The organism is Pontibacter flavimaris, assembly GCF_001907195.1.
Taxonomy (GTDB): Bacteria; Bacteroidota; Bacteroidia; order Cytophagales; family Hymenobacteraceae; genus Pontibacter; species Pontibacter flavimaris.
The window spans coordinates 103105-124451 of the sequence record NZ_LVWA01000008.1; the positions used below are offsets into that span (position 1 = coordinate 103105).

Here is a 21347-nt window from a genome sequence, read left to right on the forward strand (position 1 = left end):
CTCCCCAACTTTCTAACCTTCTAACTTTCTAACTTCCAAACTTCTCAACTTTCCCTATCTTGCTGTAGAAACAAACGCACCCCGTCCGCATGCTGCAGCACAACACCCTCCGCCCGAAACAGGCGCTTAACAAGGCGTACCTGAGACTGAAAACATCCCGCACCGAAATAGAACGCTTCAAACAGGCGCTGACGGCGCTGCTGGATAGTATAAACCTGCACGAAACGGAGGAGCATGCCAAAAATCACCTGCGCGATTTTCTGCGGTTGACTTTTTATGATAAGTACGGCGTGAACACCAAAGGCAAAACCGACCTGGTGATCCATACCGGGAACAATACCAAGAGCAATGCCGGGGTGCTGCTGGAGGTGAAGCGGCCCACCAACAAAGCCGACATGCCCACTACCGACAACCTCAACTACAAAGCCACCCACGAGCTGCTGCTCTACTACCTGCGCGAGCGCCTGGAGCATAACAACCACGACATGCGCCACCTGGTCGTGACGAGCGTGCACGAGTGGTTTGTGTTCGATGCCCTGGAGTTCGACCGCCTGTTTTTCCGGAATACGCAGCTCAAGAAGGACTTTACCGACTGGAGCGCCGGGCGCAAGGCCAGCGGCAGCACCGACTTTTTCTACAAAGAGATAGCCGCGCCATACTTAGAGAAGCTCTCCGAAAGTATAAGCTATACCTACTTTAACCTGAAGGACTACGAAAAGCCGCTGCGCAACCAGGACCCCAAAGACGATGTGAAGCTGGTGGCGCTCTACAAGCTGCTCTCGCCGGCGCACCTGCTCAAAGAGCCTTTCGCCAACGACGCCAACTCCCTGGACCGCGACTTTTACCTGGAGCTGCTGCACATCATCGGGCTGGAGGAAGTGAAGGAGGGAGGCCGCAAACTCATCCAACGGAAAGCCAACCCCAACCCCGGCTCGCTGCTGGAGGCGGCCTACCAGAAACTGCGCTCCGAAGACCTGATCTCGGGCCTCGACAAGCCCTACAGCTACGGCAGCACCCGCGAGGAGCAGCTCTTTAACGTGGCCCTGGAGCTGTGCATCACCTGGATGAACCGCATCCTGTTCCTCAAACTGCTGGAGGCGCAGCTCATCAGCTACCACCACGGCGATAAGAAGTATGGCTTTATGGGAACGGCCAATCTCAAAGAGTTCGACGACCTGAACGAGCTGTTCTTCGATGTGCTGGCCGAGCGGCCCGAAAACCGCAGTGCCAGCGTCAGGAGCAAGTATAACCACATCCCGTACCTCAACTCCTCGCTCTTCGAAACCACGGCGCTGGAGAAACGCACGCTGCGCATCTCTAACCTGAAAGACCGCAGCCTGCTGCCGCTCTACCCCCAAACGGTTTTCCGCCGCACGCAGGGCAAGGACTTTTTACAGAAACACCCGGAACTGCACACACTGGAGTACCTGCTGCGCTTTTTGGGCAGCTACGACTTCGGGGCCGAGGGCAAGGAGGAGATACAGGAGGAAAACAAAACGCTGATAACGGCCTCGGTGCTGGGGCTGATCTTTGAGAAAATAAACGGCTACCGCGACGGCTCTTTCTACACGCCGGGCTTTATTACCATGTACATGAGCCGCGAGGCCATCCGGCGGGCGGTGGTGCAGCGCTTCTCGGAAAAGTATGGCTGGAACATCGATACCAGTTTGTCCGGACCAGGGTTCGGAGACCTGCAGGTCCGCGTAAACCAGCACTATACTTTGCAAAGTATAAAGGAGTATAACCAGCTGCTCAACAGCCTGCGCATCTGCGACCCGGCCGTGGGCTCGGGGCATTACCTGGTGAGCGCCCTGAACGAGCTGATCGTGATAAAGCATGACCTCCGGATCTTAACCAACTGCCAGGGCAAACCGCTGCACTACGGAAGTATAGAAGTGCAGAACGACGAGCTGATCGTGACCGACCTTCATGGCGAGCCCTTCAGCTATACCGTAACCGAGCACCCCGACGGCCACCGAAGTATAAACCCGCAGGTGCAGGAGCTGCAGGAGGCCCTCTTCCACGAGAAGCAGACGATTATTGAGAACTGTTTGTTTGGCGTGGACATTAACCCGAACTCGGTGAAGATCTGCCGCCTGCGCCTCTGGATCGAGCTGCTCAAAAACGCCTACTACACTGCCCCCGAAAGTATAACCGATGAGCCAAGCAGCCCCGTTTGCTACGCCAATGCCAGCGGCCTGCGCGAGGGTTTTGAGACCGAGGAAACGCTGTCATCCGCTCCTCCCAAAAACGTACAAACGGGCAAGTATACGCGGCTGCAGACGCTGCCCAACATCGACATCAACATAAAACAGGGTAACTCGCTGCTGAGCCGCTACCCGCTCTCGGCCGACCTGAAAGAGGCTTTTGGCAAGAAGGGCCATAGTTTGCAGGCCTACCGCGAGGCCGTGGGCAAGTATAAACACACCAACTCCAAGAGCGATAAAAAGCAGCTGGAGGCTTTTCTGGAGGAGATAAAGCAGGGCTTTAAAACCACGCTGGCCAACAACGACCCGCTGCGTAAAAAAATGGCCGACCTGCGCGGGCAGATCTCGGTGATGCAGGACCCCGACCTGTTCGGAGCCAAAAAAGTAGACAAGAAGCAGCTGCAGCAAAAGCAGAAAACGCTGCAAAAACTGGAGGAAGAGCGCCAGGCCATCGAGGAAAATAAAGTATACGAAGGCGCTTTTGAGTGGCGTTTCGAGTTTCCGGAGGTGCTGGACGAGGACGGAACCTATAAAGGCTTCGACGTGGTGCTCGGTAACCCGCCATACATACGCCAGGAAGAACTGGGCAGCTTTAAAGTATACTTGCAGAAGCAATTTGAAACCTACGCCGGCACCGCCGACCTGTATGTATACTTTGTGGAGCGCGGTATAGAATTGCTGCGCGAAGGCGGGCAGTTCAGCTACATACTTCCGAACAAGTGGATGCGCGCCGGCTACGGACAGGCGCTTCGAAACTGGCTGCAAAAGTATAAACTGGAGCAGTTGCTGGACTTCGGCGATCTGCCTGTGTTTGAGGAAGCCACCACCTACCCGCTTATACTTGCCGTGGCAAAGTATAAACCCGAGGCTGGTTATACATTTGAAGCCGCAAGTATAAACACCCTGAAATTTGAGCAGGGACTGGAGGCTTACGTGCAGGAGCACAAGTATGAGGTACAGGCCGAACTGCTGCCCGATTCCGGCTGGACGCTCTCTAACAGCATCGCGCAGCAACTGCTACAGAAGCTGAAAAATACAGGTACGCCGCTGGGCGAGTATGTGGAAGGCAAAATTTATCGTGGCGTTCTCACTGGTTTAAATGAAGCTTTTGTGATTGATGAAGCCACTAAAGAACGGCTTATACTGGAAGACCCGCGAAGTGCAGAAATCATCAAACCGTTTCTGGCTGGCCGCGATGTGAAGCGGTATGGCTATGTTAAAGACAATGGTTTTCTTATTTTCTTTCCGAAAGGTTGGACTAAGAATAAGTATGGAGACTTATCAGAAAATGAAGCTTTTGAAAAATTAAGACAAGATTGTTCTTCAGTTTCTAATTATTTACTTCCATTTGCAGCTAAAGCGAAAGCAAGAACAGATAAAGGTGATTATTGGTGGGAAGTAAGAGCTTGTGGTTATTATAAAGCTTTTGATAAGCCTAAAATCATATATCAAAGGTTCCAGGTTAAACCTGTTTTTTCTTATGTGCCTGAGCCAGCCTTTTTCAATGACGCTATATACTTTATCTCTAAAGATGATGCTGTTTTATCAGCAATATTAAACTCTAAAATTGGTTGGCTTTTGATATCAACTTACTGTACTCAAATCCAGAATGGTTATCAACTACTAACAAAATATATAGAGAATATCCCCATCGCCACGCCTGACGAAGAAACGAAAGCAAGTATAACGCAGCTGGTCGAGCAGATCCTAAGTATAAAACAAGCCGATTCCGCCGCCGATACCTCGGCGCTGGAGGCGGAGGTGGATGTGCTGGTGTACCGCCTCTACCACCTCACCTACGCGGAAGTGCTGCTGGTGGAGCCCGGCTTTGCCTTGAGCGAGGAGGCCTATAACAGCGCGGTGCTGCAAAATACCTGATCACGCGAAACCACCCCGAAAACGATGCATAAATACGGACTCCACGGCAGCCTGACTGCCAGGCCCGGCGAGGGGCAACAACTCGCCGCTATACTTCTGGAGGCTTCCAGGCTTGTTTCCACGGCCAAAGGCTGCCACCTCTACCTCGTCAGCCAGTCGCCCGACGACGCAGAAACGGTGTGGGTAACCGAAGTTCGGGACAGCAAATCCGACCACGACAACTCGCTGCAGGTGCCCGGCGTGGGCGAGCTCATCGCCCGGGCCATGCCCATACTTGCCGGTCAGCCGCAAAAAGGGCAGGAGCTGGCTGTTTTAGGCGGAGCGGGGATAGGATAACAGGCCACGGCAGGGGCTGGCCGGCAGCGCCGCACCCATGCCTGCGTGTTTTCCGGTGCGGCTATTGTTGCGGTGTTGGCTGGTTTTCAGAAGGTTCCGGTGTGCTGCCTGCCCGTTTTCCGAAATTTTACGTGCGTTTTCATACTTCAAAAAAGGCAGTTCACATGACGGAAACATCCTTTAGTGTAAAATAAGTATAAAATATATAAAAATCATACTAAAAAGTAGATCATACCTATTCCCGGCTGCGTAGAATGCTAAAAGAGAAACGCTATGCCAACCAGCATACTCCAGGCCCGCCAACACTATACCGCTCTGCACGAGCAACACCTTACCATGCGCTACTACGATGCCGATAAGCTGCTGTTTAACGAGTGGCGCGGCGTAGTGCCCAGCGAGGTGCTGAAACTCTATACCCTTACGGTTTGCCATTTTGTGGTGGATTACGAGGTAGCCTACGTGCTCGCCGACTACAGCCGCATGACTGCGCCCAGCCTGGTAGACCAGTTGTGGGTCATCAACCATTCCGAGAACCTGCTGCGGCACAGCGTTCTCCTTCGCGTTGCTACCGTGCTCTCCCCCGAGCTGTTCCAGCCCCTGGAGGAGCCCGCCACCAATCCCCCGGCCATCGGCCTGAAACTGCCCTGCGACATGCGCGACTTCCCGCTAAAAGAGGAAGCGCTGCACTGGTTGCTCCCCATGTAAACTGCCCCGGCGGGACGGACAAACACCTACACTTCTGAGGGATTCTTCTCACTGGAGCAGGGGCGGAAAGTTCTAAAAAAACTGTCCTCAAGGGAAGAATCTTATCTACACTCTGTTCAGCTTTACTGCCATAAGTTTGCAGGCAAAGTTTGAGCTTAACGACCCTACCTCCCTGGAGGGGTTGCGCTCAGGACACAAGTATAAAAGCCATCTGCTCTTCGGGATTTGTAATCCCGAAGCCCCTACCAGGAGGATTTGTAAGCCGACTTTCTGCTTATAGCCGCAGCTTTACAGCCAGCAAAGTATAAATCCGGAGCTGCCGCCACAGGCCGCGATCTGCCCGCGCAGGACCATCAGCCAGGAAGCGAATACCTGCCCCAAACGCAGACTTCCGCCACCGGCAATGCTACAAGTATAAATTTCCGGCGGATCTTGCAAACATGAGCAAAAAAAGTATAAATTTGACTATATAGTATAAGTCTATACTATATCGCTTCCGGTGGAGGTGTTAACAGCAACGTATCAGTCAAAAACTAAAAATCACCTCTTATGGGAATGATGAAAGAATTTAAGGAGTTCGCCATGCGCGGCAACGTGATGGACCTGGCCATTGGTATTATCATCGGCGCTGCCTTCAGCGGGCTGGTAAACTCCGTGGTAAACGACCTGTTCATGCCGCTGGTAGGCAGGGCCATCGGCGACATGGATTTCTCGAACCTCTATGTGCCGCTGTCCGCGGAGGTGCCCACCGGCCTTGCCCTGGAGGAAGCCCGTAAGCTGGGCGCCGTGTTTGCCTGGGGTAACTTTATCACGGTGCTGCTCAACTTCCTCATCCTGGCGTTCATCATCTTTATGATCGTGAAGGGTATCAACAAGCTGCAGCGCAAGAAAGCCGCCTCCCCGGATGTGCCGCCGGCCCCAACTAAAGAAGAAGTGTTGCTAACCGAAATGCGCGACGCCCTCCGCCATATCGCGGCGAAGTAGAAGGTAGTATAAACGGGCAGAAGTATAAAAAAGCCGCCGGCTTCCTCACAGGAGCCGGCGGCTTTTGTTTTTACTTAGGCTATACTTCTATTTATACTTCTATACTTGGAGTTTATACTTCCTCTTCCTGGCGCAAGTCTTCAGACTTGTGTCCTACTATGGCGTCGTGTCTGTGACCCGACTGGCTTGAAAAGCCATACTTTATACTTGTTGGCTATACTTTTATACTTGCCGATTTACACTTTAATCATATGTGCGCTCTTTCGGATTTGCAATCCGGAAGTATAATAGCCGTGGATTTGTAATCCGCGTGAGCCATACTCCATACTTGCTGGCTTATGTTTTTTTAGCCGCTGCTTCCTTCCACTTGAACCAAGCTATACTTACTAGCTCCCGCTGATCCTGTAGTTCACAAAAACCTACCGTTGCATTTCATACTTTGGCTCCCTCCAGCCCGAGAGGGCTCCCCGAAATCCTTCGGGGTAAACTCTCTCGGGCATCGCGCTGGGAGCTTTTCCTTTGCTCCTGCGTCGCAATGCCTCACTATCGTTCGGCACCGGAAAAACTCGCATAGGCGCTCAACCCAAGGACTGGGATCAGACTCGATAGCTACTGCTGACGGAGCTTGAACCAGAGTCCCCCTTTGAAGGGGGTAGGGGGATGATGATCGTCTAAGGAGGAAAGGACTGGGATCAGAATCGATAGCCACTGCTATTTGTCATCCCGACCCTCGGGAGAGATCTCTTCAAAATTCCCGATAGATCTCTCATTTCATTCGAGATGACAATAAAGTGAATTATAGCAAGTATAAATTCCCCTCCCTGGAGGGGTAGGGGTGGGTTTTTATACTTCGTAGGGACAGGTCGCGACCTGTCCCTACGAAGACTGTAGCTATGAAATTTATACTTTGGCTAAAGTAATAACGGATTCCCCGCCTTAGACAAGGAGGGGCTAGGGGTGGTTGGATCCGGCACAGCCCCTAAACAAAGATGCCTGCCCCCTTACCGGAGCAGGCATCTCTGTTTAAAGTATAAAGCTGAAGCCTTAGTGATCTCTGTCTCTGTCTTTATCAATATCCCGATCATCGGCCTCGGCATCTATCGTTTTGGTTCTGGTGGTGGTGTCGTATTCCACTACCGTTTCGGTTACCTCATACTCTGTTGCCACGGAGTCGCGGTCTACCACTACTTTGTTATCTTCATCGGCCTCCAGACTGGTGGTTCGCTCGCTTCTTTCGCAGGCCGTTAAGCTCAGCGAAGCCACAACAACCACACCTGCCAAAAATATCCTTTTCATAGTTTTAATCATTCGTTTAACATAGATTAATACAATATCGGGCATATGCCCGCCGTATTCTATATATCCTTTTACGGGTTCTTACAGAGAAAAGGTGTGTTCTGTGATAAAAGTATAAACCTGACGGATCTGGAAATGTACAAAAAGGGTTTCGGCAGGCGCGCCCAGCCGGCCATTCCTACACCAGATGCCCGGACAACCTGCGCAGCAGCACGATTTGGCCGAGGTGGTAGGCGTTGTGCTCGGCCACCAGCATGGCCTCCCGCAGCAGTGTTTGCCCCTGGCCGTGGGCGAAGGGCTCGAAAAGGTCGTTGGCAGGATTCTGCACCAGTTGCACCATCTCCTCCAGGTCCAGCGCTATGGCTTTTAGCGTCTGCTCCAGCGCCTGCTGGCTTTCCGGTGCCTCCTGTTCTGGCCAGTAGTCGTCGGGCCACGCGGGCTCCTGGTAGGCTGCGTTGCGGCTAAAATCGAGGATATCGCGCTGGGCAAAGCGCAGGTGCTCGAGCAGCTGCCAGATGGTATAGGGCAGGCCTTGCGTTTTTTGCCCGGCCTCCTGCAGCGTGAGTCCCTCCAGCAGTTCCTCCTGCGTCCGGAAGGCCTGCCCGCCACGCAGCAGCTTTACCAGCTGCTCCCGCAGTTGTTCGTCCTGTGTCATGATGTTGGTGAGGTTAAAGTATAAGATACTGGCTGCGGGAAGGGTTAGTTGCCCGAGGTGGCGCAGGCAGTGCCGCTTTTTGGGCATCCTGGTAGCGATTAGCGTAGACTTGCCCTCCGAAGAGAAGGGACTCTCTATTGCTACGGCATACCTTATACGAAACCGCACTGGCCGGGCGTGCGGGTTGCAGCCAGGTAACCAGGGCAGCTAAAGGGGCTGCAGCGGATCGTGCTCCGGGGGGCAAAGCGCCAGCAGTTTCTGAGGCCTGCTCTTGCGCATAAGCCTCAGCATAAACTTAAACACATGGTAGCCCTCCTCTTGCCGCTGCGCCTCTTCCAGGTTCATACGGTAATCGAGCGTGCGCATAAAGTTATCGTAATCGTTGTAGAGCATGTACTCATACACGTTAAAGAAATACCTATGCGCAGACTTTCTGCTAAGGTTCAGGCCCATAACCTCCAGCACCGCCCTTTTCTGTCCCATACTTCACCTCCCTTACTCAGATGCGATTTTACATCTCTGCCTTGCCTGACAAGGCAAATTTAAACATACAGTAGAACGGTGAAATTACAGCTCTAGGATCGCCGGAAAAATGACCCAGGTTACCTTTTAAAATAAAAAGAGTTGATATTCAGCAGGATATGTGGCTAAGGGGTAGTGTTTGGGCGGGGGAATAGGCGGAACACGCCTGCACACTAAGCAAACCGCAGCCGGTGCACCAGCAGCACGGCCAGCGCAAACAGCGCCACCGCCACCACCTGGTGCAGCACCCCCAGGCTTACCGGCACGGCCAGCAGCAAGGTGGCAATGCCCAGCGCCACCTGCAGCAGGCAGGTAAACAGCAGCAGGCGGGTAAGGGTGCGGGCGGTCTGGGGCAGTTCAGCGTTGCGGGAGCGATGCCACAGCAGCCCCACGGCCAGCAGCACCAGCACGGCCACCCAGCGGTGTGTAAACTGCATCACGGCGCCGTTCTCTATGGCCTCCAGCCAGCCCAGGCCCTGCAGGTGCGACGGAAAGAACTCGCCCTCCATCAGCGGGTAGGTGTTATAGGAGAAACCGGCCTTCAGCCCGGCCACAAAGGCCCCAAGTATGATCTGCACCAGTATAACTGCCAGCACAGCTACAGCGAGTTTTTTAAAGTCCCCGGCCTGGTGATGCCGGTGCAGCCGCTTGCCGGAGGTCAGGTCGGCCACCGTCCAGAGGATAGCGCCAATCAGGGCCAGGGCCAGGCTCAGGTGCGCCGCCAGCCGGAAGTGGCTCACGTGCGGGTTGTCCACCAGGCCGCTTTTCACCATCAGCCAGCCCATCAGCCCCTGCGCCATACCCAGCGCCAGGATAAACAGCAGCCGCCGGAACAGCCAACCCGTCAGTTGCCGGGTAAACAGGAAATACAGGAACGGAAGTATAAACACCACCCCCATCACGCGCCCGAGCAGCCGGTGCAGGTACTCCCACCAGAAAATCTGTTGGAAGCCCGACAGCGTCATGCCGGTGTTCAGCTTCTGGTACTCCGGAAACTGCTTGTACTGCTCAAAAGCGGTAAGCCATTCCTGCTCATTCAGCGGCGGCAGCGTGCCCGATATCAGGTTCCACTCCACAATAGAGAGCCCCGAGCCGGTAAGCCGCGTAATGCCGCCAATAACGACCATGGCCAAAATCAGAAACGCCCCGCTCAGGAGCCAGTATATAATAGCCTTGTTATAGGATGATGTCTGCATAACCCGGCAAATATCTGCGAAAAAATATTGCTAAATACTGACATTCGTCATTGGAAGTATAAATTGCCGCTGGGATTGAAAAAAGGCAGGATTCACCGGCCCCGAGCCTGAAATAGCGGCGCGGCAATCTGCCGTGGGGGATGGGTTTCTAAAATTGGGAGAGGGGTATATTAAACTATCGCGGTTTTTGTTAGATTAGGGATTCTAAGGTTTTATAAACTGCACGTATGATCATACCAAACAAATTTATACAACTCGATTATAACCCAACCACGGATGTGCTGTTTATAGAGTGGCCCAACATGCACGACTACTCTTTACCCGAGATGAGGTTCATCATGGAGGAGGTCATTGCCTCCGTAAAGCATTACGATATAAAAAAGATACTGGCAGACTCGCGGCAGTCCACCATCACCCTGGACGATGAGACGTACGGACAGCTGATCAACGGCCTGGCGCTGCTGCTGCAGACCACACGCCTGGAGAAGTTCGCCCGCCTGACCACCGCGGAGCTGAACCGGGAGACCATCGCCAGCCACGCCGCCTCCCTCGTAAAGGACTCCATCCAGTACCAGAGTTTCGATGATGCTGGTGTGGCCATGGCCTGGCTCACAGCCTGAAGGATATACGATAAATTTACTCACTAAAAGCTAACACGCATGAGACCTTACATACTTGCCGAGACAAACTGGAAAGCCCTGAAAGAGCAGGAAGTGGAGCTGGCGGTGCTGCCCTGGGGCGCCACCGAGGCCCACAACTACCACCTGCCCTATGCCACCGACGTGCTGGAAGCCGATGCCATTGCCGCCGCCTCCGCCAAAATTGCCTGGGAGAACGGAACAAAGGTGATGGTGCTGCCCACCATCCCGTTTGGCGTAAACACCGGCCAGGCCGACATAAAGCTGGACATCAACCTGAACCCCAGCACGCAACTGGCCATCCTGGATGACATTGTGGCCGTGCTGAGCCGGCAGGGCATTAAGAAGCTGCTGGTGCTGAACAGCCACGGCGGCAACGACTTTAAACCGATGCTGCGCGAACTGGGCCTGCGCTACCCGGACATGTTCCTGGTGAGCTGTTTCTGGATACAGGCGGCCGACCGCAAGCAGTTCTTCGAGGTGCCCGGCGACCACGCCGATGAGATGGAGACCAGCCTGCTGCTGCACCTGCGCCCCGACCTGGTGCTGCCCCTGGAGGAGGCAGGAGAGGGCAAGGAGCGCAAATCGAGGGTGAAGGGCATACGCGAGGGCTGGGCCTGGGCCGAGCGGCAATGGTCTATGGTGACGGAGGATACCGGCATCGGGAATCCGAAGGCTGCCACGGCAGAAAAGGGAAAGGCCTTCTTAGAGGCCGCCGCCCAAAACATCGCCGGCCTGCTCGCCGAGCTTGCGCAGGTGGATGTGAACGACCGCTACGGCGACTAGCCTTTTAGCAGGCTGCTAAAAAGCAAAAAAGCCTTACACCGCGGTGTAAGGCTTTTTTAGCTTCAATGACATTGTATCGCTAAAACTAAGCGCGCTTAACGTTAACCGCGTTCAGTCCTTTTCTTCCCTCTTTCAACTCGAATGTTACGTCGTCATTTTCCCTGATTTCGTCGATCAACCCAGTAACGTGCACGAAGTACTCTTGATCTGTGTTCTCGTCCTTAATGAAGCCGAATCCCTTTTCTCCATTAAAGAATTTTACTTTTCCTCTGTTCATAATTTTTTTGTGATTGTAAAACTAAGACGTTTACAACCGTAAAAGTGTTCAAAAAAATTTACATAAAGCTAATTAATTTTCAATATTTACTTCAAAACTGTCTAAAAGGCCCTTTTTATAGGTAAAAACATTGCTTTTACAGCCAAAAACTTCCGGCGCCATGCGTAGCAAACTGCTGGCACCGGAAGTTTTGGTAGCATCGAAGGGTGCTAACCCGTATCTTCGTATACTTATTGCTGATGTGTATGAAGATAAAATTACTTGCTCCCTTGCTGGGCCTGCTGTTGCTCAGCGCCTGCAGCGCAGACGAGGAACCGGAGGTTAAACCAGCCCCGGAACCACAGAACCTGTGCTACCTGCAGGAGCAGACGATCGTTTCCGGTACATCCAATTCTACTATCCGCTATGCCTACAACGACCTGAACCAGGTAATCCGGACAGAGCGCTATGAGCAGCAGGAACTGACGGAGGTGCGCACCTATACTTATACTGCGGAGGGAAAACTGGCTGAGGAGCGCCTGCTGACGCCCGATGAGCAGGAGGAGATTTCGTTTACGGTGTACAGTTACAACCCGCAGGGCCGCTTGTCTAAGTATGAAGTGAAGCAGCGCGTGCCGGAACTGGAGGCAATACACCGCATTGCTTCCTTTAAGACAGCCTACGACCAGCTGAACCGGCTTACCACTGCCACCGATTACCGGTACCTGGACAACAGGGAGGTGGCTGTCGGCTCGGTGACACAGACCTACCCGCGCGACAAGCCTGTGGTGGCTACCGTGAAGGGGCTGGGAGGGGAGACGCTTTATGCGGCCTCCTTCGTGCTGGACTCCGCCCGCCGCACGCCGCTCTCGGCGGTGCCGGTGTTTATGTACCGCAAGCCGGGCGTGGGGTACCCTAATACGCAGAACATCATAGCCTTCAGGGCTACTACCGGCTCCGGGGAAACCTTAGCGGAAGTGAAAGACGTGGCTTATACGGCTGCCTATACTTACAACGACCAGGGGTACCCGTTAACGGCCAAGATTACCTATGCCGGTGAGGCCGGCCGTACAGAAGAAATTACCTATACCTACAACTGCCAGGATTAGGCATATACCATACTTCGGCAAATGAAAAGGCAGCCCCTAAGGTAACAGGAGCTGCCTTTTTTGTATCTATTAAGTTGCGATTAACCCACGCCAATCCCTCAGAGGTGGGGAATTTATACTTACTACTTCTCCTGTCATCTCGACCGTTAGGGAGAGATCTATCGGGAATTCTGAAGAGATCTCTCATTTCATTCGAGATGACAGCAAGAGCCGTAGCTATCGAATCTGATTCCAGTCTTTCCGTTGAGCGCCTTGTGAGATCCGGTGCCGCGAAGGCGGCAGCCGTAGCGCAGCGGAGGCAGGAGGGAACACAGCGCGATGCGGGAAGACAAGCCCTCTCGGGCTGGAGAGCACCAGAGTATGAGGTGCAAAGGTAGATTTATGGGAACTACAGGATCAGCGGTAGCTACTAAGTATAGCTTGGTTCAAATAGCAGGAAGGAGCGGCTAGGAAAGTATAAATCAGTAAGTATAAAGTTATGGTTCTGTGAACTAGTTGGGTTGGAAACCCAACGAATTGTAGGACACTGGCTGCAAGCTCGCGCTAGTAGAAGTATAAACTTGAAAGTATAAAGTATGGCTTACGCGGATCTGGAGATCCGCAGCAGAGAATTTCCGGACACGGATGTCCGGAACAGCGGAATAGCCAAAGTATAAAGTATATCGGCAGTACAAAGTATAGCTTTTCAAGCCAGTCAAGTCACAGACCCGAAGCCATGGTAGGATACAAGTCTGAAGACTTGCGCCAGCTTAATGGAATGGGAGGAGCCTGGCTTAAATTTATACTCCACAGACATCGCACTTACCTTATCCACTACTGACCTACAGCAACTTATACAACCTGTCTTTAAGCCCTGGAGAGGCCTCTACCAGCGGCAGCCTTACCTGCGCCGTGCATACGCCAAAGCGCTCCAGCACCGCCTTCACGCCCACCGGGTTGCTTTCCTCATACATCAGCGGGTTTACATCCGCGAAGCTCAGCAGCAGGGCAGAGGCTTCCTGGTAATTGCCGCCCAACGCGTGGCGCACCATGTTGCTGAATTTGCCCGGGAAGGCATTGGCCAGCACCGAGATAACGCCCTGTGCCCCAAAGGTGGTCATCGGCACGGCCAGCAGGTCGTCGCCGCTGATGAGCATGAAATCCTCGGGCTTGTGCTTGGCAATGTACATGCACTGCTCCAGGTTGCCAGAGGCTTCTTTTATGGCGATGATGTTGTCGTGCGAGGCAAGTTTCACGGTAGTCTCGCCGGACATGTTGCTGCCCGTGCGGCCCGGCACGTTGTAAAGTATAACCGGCACCGGCGAGGCGTTGGCCACCTGCACAAAGTGCTGGTAAATGCCCTGCTGCGACGGCTTGTTATAGTAGGGACTTACCGAAAGTATGGCCGTGATGCCCTCCAGGTTGGTTTCCGCGATGCTTATAAGCAGCTCCTGCGTGTTGTTGCCCCCCAGGCCGTAAACCAGCGGCACGCGCCCGCTCACGTGCTCCTTCACCTGCTGCAGCACCTTGGCCCTTTCCGCCGCCGTGGTGGTGGCAGATTCGGCCGTCGTGCCGTTGATCACGAGGTAATCCACGCCGCCATCCAACACAAAGTCCAGCAGCTTGCGCAGCGCATCGTAATCAACCGCATACTCCTTCGTAAAAGGCGTCACCAACGCCACACCCGTTCCTCTTAATTTATCCTGAATCATCTTATTGCCTAATAAAATACGAAGTTCTGATAATGATACCGATTCTGCAAATCTTCGCGTCAGCTATCTGTTTTACGGGGAGGGTAAGTATGAAAGCTAAATGCGCACAAAGCACCTTAAGCTGCCTGGCAAAAGTTAGCGTTCGATGTGGGAAAGTATAAAACTCAAGATACGGTTCACTAATCCAGTGCAGGTGTAAAACCCACCCCTAACCCCTCCAAGGAAGGGAATCAAAGTATAGATACCCACTCAAAGGAGCCTTACAAGCCCTCTAACTCTCTAACTCCAACTTTCTAACCTTCTAACTTTTTAACTTTCTAACTCCTCAACTCCCAAACTCTACTGTATATTATTCTCCTCCACCCATTTCAGGAAAGCATCCTTGTATACTTCGCCGATCGGGATTTCTTTGTTGCCGATGCGGATACGGCTTTTCTCGATGCTGTCGATCTTTTGCAGCGACACGATGAAGGAGCGGTGCACGCGCAGGAACTTGGAGTCCGGCAGCTTCTCCATCATCTTGTTCATTGAGAGCAGCGTGATGATCTTCTGGTCCTTTGTCTGGATGATGATGTAGTCCTTCAGTCCCTCGATCCAGAGAATGTCCCTGAAATCCACCCGGATGGTTTTGTAGTCGGCTTTCACGAACATGAAGTCCTGCTCCGCTGCGGTAGGTGGTGCGGCAGGGGCCTCGGCCGCTTTTCCGACTTTGCGCTGCAGCCTCTCCTGCGCCTTGGTCACGGCCTTCAAGAAGCGGTCGAAGGGGATGGGTTTGAGCAGGTAGTCCACGGCATCCTGGTTAAAGCCCTCCAATGCGTAGTCGGGGTAGGCGGTGGTGAAAATGATGAGCGGCTGGTGCTTGAGGATGTTGAGGAACTGTATGCCGGTTAGCTCGGGCATCTCAATGTCAAGGAACATCAGGTCGATCTGCTCCTCCTGCAGCACCTGCATGGCCTCAGTGGCGCTGGAGCAGGTTTTCACCAGTTTCAGGAAGGGCAGTTTGCTTACGTAGCTCTCGATGATGTCGAGGGCCAGGGGTTCGTCGTCAACGGCGAGGCAGCGGATGGTCATAGTTTTATCTGTTTGTAGGCTTAAAGTATAGTTTCAGGGTGGCGTAAAAAGTGCCTTCTTTTTCAGCGAAGGTTAGTTCGTGGCGCTTGTCGTAGAGCAGGTTCAGGCGGCGTTTCAGGTTCTCCAGCCCAATGCCCCCGAAGTCGCGCTTCTTGTGCTGGCTGGTGTTGTTGATGGTGCTGAAGAGCAGCGCGTCGTCGTGCACTACCAGGTTCAGGATGATGCCGATCTCGTTCTTGCTCACCAGGCCGTGCTTAAAGGCGTTCTCCACCAGCGTCATCAGCAGCATCGGCGCTATCTGCTTGCCCTCCAGGTTGCCATCTATGTTAAATTTTATACTTGTCTGCTCGCGCAGGCGCAGCTTCTGCAAAGCTATGAAATTCCGGATATGGTCCACCTCTTTCTCCAGGCTCACCAGGGCGTCGTTGCTCTCGTAAAGCATGTAGCGCATCAGCAGCGAGAGCTTCATGATGGCGTCGGGCGTTTCGGGATGCTGCTTGTAGGCCAGCGAGTAAATGTTGTTCAGGGTGTTGAACAGGAAATGCGGGTTCACCTGCGACTTCAGGAAAGCCAACTCTGCGGTAAGCTTCTGCGTCTCCAGCTCCTTGTTGCGGCGCTCGTTGCGGATGTAGTTGCCTGTTACCTTCAGGGCCGAGGAGATGAAGATGAGCACCAGCCCGCCCATGATGTACTGCAGAATGCGCTCGCTGCTGTAAAGCTGCGTCATCTCGCGGTTATACTCCCGGAAGAAGTAAAAGTCCAGCGGGGCCCGCAGCACGGCAATGGCAATCAGGGTGGTCAGTACGGCGGCGATGTAGAGGAAGATGCGGTTGCGCGCCAGGTACCTGGAGATGAGCACATACCAGTTAAAGTAAAAGATGAAGATGTTGATGAGCAGGCCCACCAGCACATCCATCACCTTCCCGAAAGAGAGCGCGCTGTTGCCGTAGAGGAAGTAAAACACCCAGGTGCCGAACAGCACCCACGCCGCCACGTGCAGGGCGACGGTGTACCTTTTCTTCACCGCCATCTCTGGCAGCACGATCATTGGCTTTGGCAAGGATTTCAGGCTCATGTAACAGCTTAGCGGCCTGCCGCAAAGTATAGGTTTATACCTGCAGCAGGCTTTTTATAGTATAAAGATAAGCAAAGTATGGCATTTTAGCGCTGCTGCCTCCCTTCTATATACCAAGCTGCACATCATGGCTACCAAAACAGCAATTTAAGGGATTAACCCGCTCAGGAGCACCTGTTTATACTTTGTCTAGGGTTTTGCGGTGTTGGTATAATCTATTTTTATGCTGTTGGATTTATGCTCTTTTTTGTAGCCACATACGCTGCTTACCACAAAACTATGAAACCATTTATCATCGAAACCCACGGCCTGAGCTACAGCTTCGGGAAGCGGCAGGTGCTGCAAAACCTGGAACTGCGCGTGCCGCAGGGAGCCATCTTCGGATTCCTGGGGCCAAACGGCGCCGGCAAGTCCACCACCATCCGGATTCTGCTGGGCCTGCTGCCGGTGCCCAAGGGACAGGTGCGGGTGCATGGGCATGACCTCCACAATAACCGCATCGAGATTCTGCGCCGCACCGGTTCGCTCATCGAAATGCCCACGCTGTACCGTCACCTCTCGGGCCACGACAACCTGGAAATGCACCGCCGTATGGTGCAGGCGCCTAAAAGCCGCATCAATGAGGTGCTGCAGATCGTGGGGCTCACGCAGGACGCGTACCGCAAAACAAAGGAGTACTCGTTGGGCATGAGCCAGCGGCTCGGCATCGCGCTCGCCCTGCTCGCGGACCCTGAACTATTGATTCTGGATGAGCCTACCAATGGCTTAGATCCCAGCGGGATACGGGAGGTGCGGGAGCTGATCATCCGGCTGAACCGGGAGTTCGGTAAAACCATCTTCCTCTCCAGCCACCTGCTCTCCGAGATAGAGAAATGCGCCACCGAACTGGCCATTATCGACAAGGGCGCCACCCTCTACCAGGGCAGCTTGCCGCAACTCTACCAGGGTGCTTTCCAAAGCAGCGTGCTGCAACTGGAGACGAGCAACGATGCTATTGCGCGTAAGCTCCTGACCGACCATCAATACGAGTTGCTGCCGCAGCAAGGCGACGTGCTGGCGGTACAGGTGCAGGACAGGCAGCAGGTGGCCCGGCTCAACCGCTTCCTGATCGTGAACGGCCTGGAGGTGTACCGTCTCAGTACCCATACCCATAACCTGGAGGAGCTGTTCCTGAACATCACCAAAGGAGAGGCCGAGCCCGCCGCCCTTCAAGAAACTATACTTGCCGGTAAAGTATGAGCGCCCTGACCTACTACCGCAGCAGCCTGAGCGCCGAGACGCTGAAGCTGAAGAACACCTTTGCCCTCTGGCTCTCCATACTGGCGCCGTGCGCGCTCCTAAGTATGAATGTGCTTGTGTTCTGGTCGAAAGGGCAGCATTTTGTGACGGAGGGGGTGAACCCCTGGCACAAATTTGCCATGCAGAACTTCAGTATTTACACCATCCTGCTGCTACCCCTTTTCATTGCGCTGCTCACCAGCCTGACCAACGGCATCGAGCATAAGTCCAATGGCTGGAAGCACCTCTACAGCCTGCCGCTGCCCAAGGCCACTATTTACACGGCCAAGGCAACCACGGTGCTGGGGCTGGTGCTGCTGAGCAACGTGGTGTTTGTGGTGGCATACCTGGCCGGTGGCTTGTTTCTGCTGCTGGTGCGCCCTGACCTGGGCTTTGAAAGTATGGAGGGCCTGGCGGTGGTGTTTGTTGCCGTGCTCAAGCTGTTTCTGGCTACTTTCGTGATCATTGCTCTGCAGTTTTGGCTGAGCATCAGGTGGAGCAGCTTTGCGCTAAGTATGGGCGTGGGCATTGTGGCCATCATCACCGTAATGGTGGCCATGCGCTGGGAGTATATCCATTACTACCCATTCGCTTATCCCTTCATGGCCATTAAAGGCTTTCCTAATGAGGCGGAGGTGTACAACCTGTTTAGCCAGGAGGTGCTGCTGAGCCTTGGCGGCGGCGCGCTCGTGTTTATACTTGGCTACCTCGATATTTCCCGCAGGCGGATTTCCTGAGAATAGTGTTTGTTGTTTGTTTGTTTAAAAGGGGGCACCTGGGTTCCAGTGCCGCCTTTTTTTGTGGCTGCCACGGGTATAACGCCTGGAGGAAGCTATCAAATGTAGTCTTGCTCCATTTCTTCTTTGCCTTCCCTGGTTTGGGCGCAGCGGGAACAGGTGGCTGGGTATTGTAGCCTGTTTGTAAAGGCGGAAGCATAGAGTTGGGATTACATGCCGGTTACAAACTGGCACCAAGGAAAGCCACAAGTTGCGCTGTCGCTAAACTTGCGGCATGGGGAGTAATCGGCTGCTGCAAATTCTCCTCCTCGGAGGCGTAGTTTATACTTGTAGGGACAGGCCGCGACCTGTCCGCACTATACCAGCGGCTATAAAACATATACTTCAGCTGAAGCAACAGCAGGCTCCCCTCCTTAGCCAAGGAGGGGTAGGGGTGGTTGGACCCGCTACAACCAGGCTCCCTCCCCTGTTTTTAGGGGAGGGTTGGGGTGGGGTTTATACTTAGTAGAAGCACTTGGCTGCCTTCAGGCTCTTTTACCCGATCATCGCCAGAAACTCCCCTTCTGAGAGCATGTTCACGCCCAGCTTCTCCGCCTTCTCCAGCTTGGATGGACCCATTTTGTCGCCGGCCACCAGGTAGGAGAGCTTCTTGGATATGGAGCTCACCACTTTGCCGCCGTGGCTGATGATCAGCTGCTGCAGCTCCTCGCGGCTTATGCTCTGGAACACGCCCGAAATCACAAACGTCATACCCTCCAAGCGGTCACTCTGCACGTCAGGAGTGGTTCTCTCGGATTTAAACTTGAGGCCGGCTGCCTTCAGGCGCTCCACCAACTGCACATGGTCCGGGTCCTGGAAGTATGCCAGGATGGATTGGGCGATGCGGTCGCCGATCTCGTTGATGGCGATAAGCTCTTCGTAGGTGGCACCGCGCAGGGCCTCCAGGTCGGGCAGTTCCTCGGCCAGCTTTTTAGCCACCGTGCTGCCCACAAAACGAATGCCCAGCGCAAATAAAACGCGGTCATAGGCCGTCCCTTTTGATTTCTCCAGGCTCTGGAGAATGTTGTTGGCCGATTTCTCTCCCATACGCTCCAGCGGCACCAGCTGCTCAAAGGTGAGGTCGTAAAGGTCCGCGGCATTGCGCACGTAGCCAGCCTTGTAGAGCTGCTCTAAGGTTTTGGGACCCAGCTCATCCACGTTCATGGCCTTGCGGGCGATAAAGTGCTCCAGCTTCGCCAGTATCTGGGGCTCGCAGCTTTTCTCGTTCGGGCAATAAAACTGGGCCTCGCCTTCAGAACGGACCAGCTCCGTGCCGCAGGCCGGGCAGTTGGTCGGGTAGAGAATAGGCTGGCTATCGGCAGGACGTTTTTCAAAGTCCACACCAGTTATTTTAGGAATGATCTCGCCGCCTTTTTCCACAAACACGGTGTCACCTAAGCGCAGGTCCAGCCGCTGCATCTCGTTGGCATTGTGCACCGAAGCGCGTTTTACCACGGTTCCTGCCAGCTGGACGGGTTCCAGTAAGGCTACCGGCGTAACAGCTCCCGTGCGGCCCACCTGGTATTGTATGCCGTGCAGCTGGGTAGCGACATTCTCGGCGGCATACTTGTAGGCAATGGCCCAGCGCGGGCTCTTGGCCGTAAAACCCAGCTCCTCCTGCAGGGCGTAGCTGTTCACCTTCACCACCACGCCATCGGTAGCAATGGGCAGCTCGTGACGGCGTTTCTCCCACTCGTTGATGTAGGCCAGCACCTCCTCCATGCTACCGCACTTGCGCCAGGTGTCCGACACTTTGAAGCCCCACTTCTGGATGGCCTGAAGGCTCTCCGAATGGGTGTCAAAAGCACTTTTGTCGGTGTGGAAGCTGTAAGAGAAGCAGCCCAGTTTGCGGCTGGCTACAATAGCGGAGTCCTGTTGCTTGAGGGTGCCGGAGGTGGCGTTGCGCGGGTTTGCCAGCAGCTGCTCGCCTGCTTCCTCGCGCTCGGCGTTGAGCTGCTCGAACACCTGCAGCGGCATGAACACTTCGCCGCGCACCTCAAACAGGTCCGGATAATTTTTGCCGTGCGCCTGCAGGGGCACATCGCGGATAGTGCGTACGTTGGCCGTGATGTTGTCGCCCCTGGTGCCGTCGCCACGGGTAGCGCCCTGCACAAACTTTCCGTTCTCGTAGGTCAGGCTGATGGCCACGCCGTCGAATTTTTGCTCGCAGACATACTCTACCTCATCGCCCACGGCTTTGCGCACACGCTTATCAAACTCACGCAGCTCCTCCTCGGAATAGGTATTGCTGAGCGAGAGCATGGGCCAGCGGTGGTAAACGGTCCCGAAGTTTTTGGTGATCGTGCCGCCCACCCGCAGAGTAGGGGAGTGCGGCTGGCGCAGCTCCGGATATTGGGCCTCCAACGCCTCCAGCCGCTTCAGCAGCTGATCGAACTCAAAGTCGGATACTTCCGAAACGCTGTTCTGGTAATACTGGTAATTCAGGTGATTTATTTTCTGCGTCAGCTCCTGTATCTCCAGGGCCGGGTCTTGTGTCGTTGCCATTCCTTGTGCTTTATACTTCCTGTAAAAATAGGGAATTTGTCTGAAAGCGGATTGGCTTGATGAGGGGATGAGGAGGATTTATCGTATAAGGAACTTCTGTGTTATGGCGTAAGCGTACGCTGATGCCTTTGCCATATCTATGACACAAGCCTTTCTCTGCTGGCGTAAGTTTGCAGCTCGTGCTTACTATAATGTTGGGTTTGCAACCCAGCTGACTTACAGAGCCATATTTATACTTTGGCCATAGTTTTTACTTTCCTAGCCCACCGCCCTTTTGGATTTGCAATCCGCGTGAGGCTACCTTATACTCTGGCCATACTTATACTTCCATAGCCTCGGCTTCCTTCAATCGGACACAAGCTATACTTTCTTGCTTCCGCTGA

The 21347-nt window shown here is 53.9% G+C and carries 19 protein-coding genes; 9 read left to right on the top strand and 10 right to left on the bottom strand.

Translation table 11 applies throughout. The features are described from left to right. The first annotated feature begins 89 nt into the window (after nt 1-89). The 3 genes from A3841_RS13820 (at nt 90) to A3841_RS13835 (ending at nt 5126) form a co-directional block, all read left to right on the top strand. Nucleotides 90-4085: a DUF7149 domain-containing protein gene (locus tag A3841_RS13820; protein ID WP_073852933.1), complete on the top strand. Its 3996-nt coding sequence runs from the start codon at nt 90-92 to the stop codon at nt 4083-4085. Between the two features lie 24 nt (nt 4086-4109). Beyond that, nucleotides 4110-4421: a putative quinol monooxygenase gene (locus A3841_RS13825; protein ID WP_073852934.1), complete on the top strand. Its 312-nt coding sequence runs from the start codon at nt 4110-4112 to the stop codon at nt 4419-4421. A gap of 273 nt (nt 4422-4694) precedes the next feature. Then, complete coding sequence (locus A3841_RS13835; protein ID WP_073852936.1) at nt 4695-5126, top strand: hypothetical protein; 432 nt, start codon at nt 4695-4697, stop codon at nt 5124-5126. A gap of 288 nt (nt 5127-5414) precedes the next feature. On the opposite strand, the gene A3841_RS20345 is transcribed toward A3841_RS13835, so the two are convergent. Next, a complete protein-coding gene (locus tag A3841_RS20345) occupies nt 5415-5564 on the bottom strand; it encodes a hypothetical protein (protein ID WP_170866205.1) in 150 nt (49 codons plus the stop codon). 117 nt (nt 5565-5681) lie between these two features. Between A3841_RS20345 and mscL the strand changes: the two genes are divergently transcribed. Then, nucleotides 5682-6110: a large conductance mechanosensitive channel protein MscL gene (mscL, locus tag A3841_RS13840; protein WP_317042491.1), complete on the top strand. Its 429-nt coding sequence runs from the start codon at nt 5682-5684 to the stop codon at nt 6108-6110. 1044 nt (nt 6111-7154) lie between these two features. On the opposite strand, the gene A3841_RS13845 is transcribed toward mscL, so the two are convergent. The 4 genes from A3841_RS13845 to A3841_RS13865 form a co-directional block, all read right to left on the bottom strand. Next, nucleotides 7155-7406, bottom strand: a complete 252-nt coding sequence (locus tag A3841_RS13845; protein WP_235861416.1) for a hypothetical protein — start codon at nt 7404-7406, stop codon at nt 7155-7157. 178 nt (nt 7407-7584) lie between these two features. Further along, nucleotides 7585-8148, bottom strand: coding sequence for a DinB family protein (locus A3841_RS13850; RefSeq protein WP_235861417.1), 564 nt, complete (start codon nt 8146-8148; stop codon nt 7585-7587). 120 nt (nt 8149-8268) lie between these two features. After that, nucleotides 8269-8544 (bottom strand): hypothetical protein, encoded by a 276-nt coding sequence (locus tag A3841_RS13860; protein WP_073852941.1) that lies wholly within the window; start codon nt 8542-8544, stop codon nt 8269-8271. A gap of 212 nt (nt 8545-8756) precedes the next feature. Then, complete coding sequence (locus A3841_RS13865) at nt 8757-9779, bottom strand: COX15/CtaA family protein (protein ID WP_073852942.1); 1023 nt, start codon at nt 9777-9779, stop codon at nt 8757-8759. A gap of 227 nt (nt 9780-10006) precedes the next feature. Here A3841_RS13865 and A3841_RS13870 point away from each other — a divergent pair, with 227 nt between their 5' ends. Next, nucleotides 10007-10399: a hypothetical protein gene (locus tag A3841_RS13870; RefSeq protein WP_073852943.1), complete on the top strand. Its 393-nt coding sequence runs from the start codon at nt 10007-10009 to the stop codon at nt 10397-10399. A gap of 39 nt (nt 10400-10438) precedes the next feature. Then, nucleotides 10439-11203 carry a creatininase family protein gene (locus A3841_RS13875; protein ID WP_073852944.1) on the top strand — a complete coding sequence of 255 codons (765 nt, stop codon included), beginning with the start codon at nt 10439-10441 and terminating at the stop codon, nt 11201-11203. Between the two features lie 85 nt (nt 11204-11288). Here A3841_RS13875 and A3841_RS13880 read toward each other — a convergent pair whose 3' ends face one another. After that, a complete protein-coding gene (locus A3841_RS13880) occupies nt 11289-11480 on the bottom strand; it encodes a cold-shock protein (RefSeq protein ID WP_073852945.1) in 192 nt (63 codons plus the stop codon). Between the two features lie 245 nt (nt 11481-11725). Here A3841_RS13880 and A3841_RS13885 point away from each other — a divergent pair, with 245 nt between their 5' ends. Further along, complete coding sequence (locus tag A3841_RS13885) at nt 11726-12568, top strand: hypothetical protein (RefSeq protein WP_073852946.1); 843 nt, start codon at nt 11726-11728, stop codon at nt 12566-12568. Nucleotides 12569-13389: 821 nt separating this feature from the next. Here A3841_RS13885 and dapA read toward each other — a convergent pair. The 3 genes from dapA to A3841_RS13900 all read right to left on the bottom strand — a co-directional run bounded on the left by dapA (nt 13390) and on the right by A3841_RS13900 (nt 16405). Continuing rightward, nucleotides 13390-14259 (bottom strand): 4-hydroxy-tetrahydrodipicolinate synthase, encoded by an 870-nt coding sequence (dapA, locus tag A3841_RS13890; protein ID WP_073852947.1) that lies wholly within the window; start codon nt 14257-14259, stop codon nt 13390-13392. A 339-nt stretch (nt 14260-14598) separates the two neighbouring features. After that, a complete protein-coding gene (locus A3841_RS13895) occupies nt 14599-15330 on the bottom strand; it encodes a LytR/AlgR family response regulator transcription factor (protein WP_073852948.1) in 732 nt (243 codons plus the stop codon). A 4-nt stretch (nt 15331-15334) separates the two neighbouring features. Continuing rightward, a complete protein-coding gene (locus tag A3841_RS13900; RefSeq protein ID WP_235861419.1) occupies nt 15335-16405 on the bottom strand; it encodes a sensor histidine kinase in 1071 nt (356 codons plus the stop codon). 279 nt (nt 16406-16684) lie between these two features. Here A3841_RS13900 and A3841_RS13905 point away from each other — a divergent pair, with 279 nt between their 5' ends. Together A3841_RS13905 and A3841_RS13910 are read left to right on the top strand one after the other, a co-directional pair. Then, entirely contained in the window at nt 16685-17644 is a 960-nt protein-coding gene (locus A3841_RS13905) for an ABC transporter ATP-binding protein (RefSeq protein ID WP_073852993.1), read from the top strand. After that, nucleotides 17641-18420 (top strand): ABC transporter permease, encoded by a 780-nt coding sequence (locus A3841_RS13910; RefSeq protein ID WP_073852949.1) that lies wholly within the window; start codon nt 17641-17643, stop codon nt 18418-18420. The genes A3841_RS13905 and A3841_RS13910 overlap by 4 nt, the downstream gene beginning before the upstream one ends. A 534-nt stretch (nt 18421-18954) precedes the next feature. On the opposite strand, the gene ligA is transcribed toward A3841_RS13910, so the two are convergent. Then, nucleotides 18955-20964 (bottom strand): NAD-dependent DNA ligase LigA, encoded by a 2010-nt coding sequence (ligA, locus tag A3841_RS13915; protein WP_073852950.1) that lies wholly within the window; start codon nt 20962-20964, stop codon nt 18955-18957. Between the last annotated feature and the right edge of the window lie 383 nt (nt 20965-21347).

Excerpts from the sequence above, each read along its gene's own strand:
- A3841_RS13820 (WP_073852933.1), top strand. The coding sequence starts at position 90 with ATGCTGCAGCACAACACCCTCCGCCCGAAACAGGCGCTTAACAAGGCG.
- A3841_RS13825 (WP_073852934.1), top strand. The coding sequence starts at position 4,110 with ATGCATAAATACGGACTCCACGGCAGCCTGACTGCCAGGCCCGGCGAG.
- A3841_RS13835 (WP_073852936.1), top strand. The coding sequence starts at position 4,695 with ATGCCAACCAGCATACTCCAGGCCCGCCAACACTATACCGCTCTGCAC.
- mscL (WP_317042491.1), top strand. The coding sequence starts at position 5,682 with ATGATGAAAGAATTTAAGGAGTTCGCCATGCGCGGCAACGTGATGGAC.
- A3841_RS13845 (WP_235861416.1), bottom strand. The coding sequence starts at position 7,406 with ATGAAAAGGATATTTTTGGCAGGTGTGGTTGTTGTGGCTTCGCTGAGC.
- A3841_RS13850 (WP_235861417.1), bottom strand. The coding sequence starts at position 8,148 with ATGCCCAAAAAGCGGCACTGCCTGCGCCACCTCGGGCAACTAACCCTT.
- A3841_RS13860 (WP_073852941.1), bottom strand. The coding sequence starts at position 8,544 with ATGGGACAGAAAAGGGCGGTGCTGGAGGTTATGGGCCTGAACCTTAGC.
- A3841_RS13865 (WP_073852942.1), bottom strand. The coding sequence starts at position 9,779 with ATGCAGACATCATCCTATAACAAGGCTATTATATACTGGCTCCTGAGC.
- A3841_RS13870 (WP_073852943.1), top strand. The coding sequence starts at position 10,007 with ATGATCATACCAAACAAATTTATACAACTCGATTATAACCCAACCACG.
- A3841_RS13875 (WP_073852944.1), top strand. The coding sequence starts at position 10,439 with ATGAGACCTTACATACTTGCCGAGACAAACTGGAAAGCCCTGAAAGAG.
- A3841_RS13880 (WP_073852945.1), bottom strand. The coding sequence starts at position 11,480 with ATGAACAGAGGAAAAGTAAAATTCTTTAATGGAGAAAAGGGATTCGGC.
- A3841_RS13885 (WP_073852946.1), top strand. The coding sequence starts at position 11,726 with ATGAAGATAAAATTACTTGCTCCCTTGCTGGGCCTGCTGTTGCTCAGC.
- dapA (WP_073852947.1), bottom strand. The coding sequence starts at position 14,259 with ATGATTCAGGATAAATTAAGAGGAACGGGTGTGGCGTTGGTGACGCCT.
- A3841_RS13895 (WP_073852948.1), bottom strand. The coding sequence starts at position 15,330 with ATGACCATCCGCTGCCTCGCCGTTGACGACGAACCCCTGGCCCTCGAC.
- A3841_RS13900 (WP_235861419.1), bottom strand. The coding sequence starts at position 16,405 with ATGAGCCTGAAATCCTTGCCAAAGCCAATGATCGTGCTGCCAGAGATG.
- A3841_RS13905 (WP_073852993.1), top strand. The coding sequence starts at position 16,685 with ATGAAACCATTTATCATCGAAACCCACGGCCTGAGCTACAGCTTCGGG.
- A3841_RS13910 (WP_073852949.1), top strand. The coding sequence starts at position 17,641 with ATGAGCGCCCTGACCTACTACCGCAGCAGCCTGAGCGCCGAGACGCTG.
- ligA (WP_073852950.1), bottom strand. The coding sequence starts at position 20,964 with ATGGCAACGACACAAGACCCGGCCCTGGAGATACAGGAGCTGACGCAG.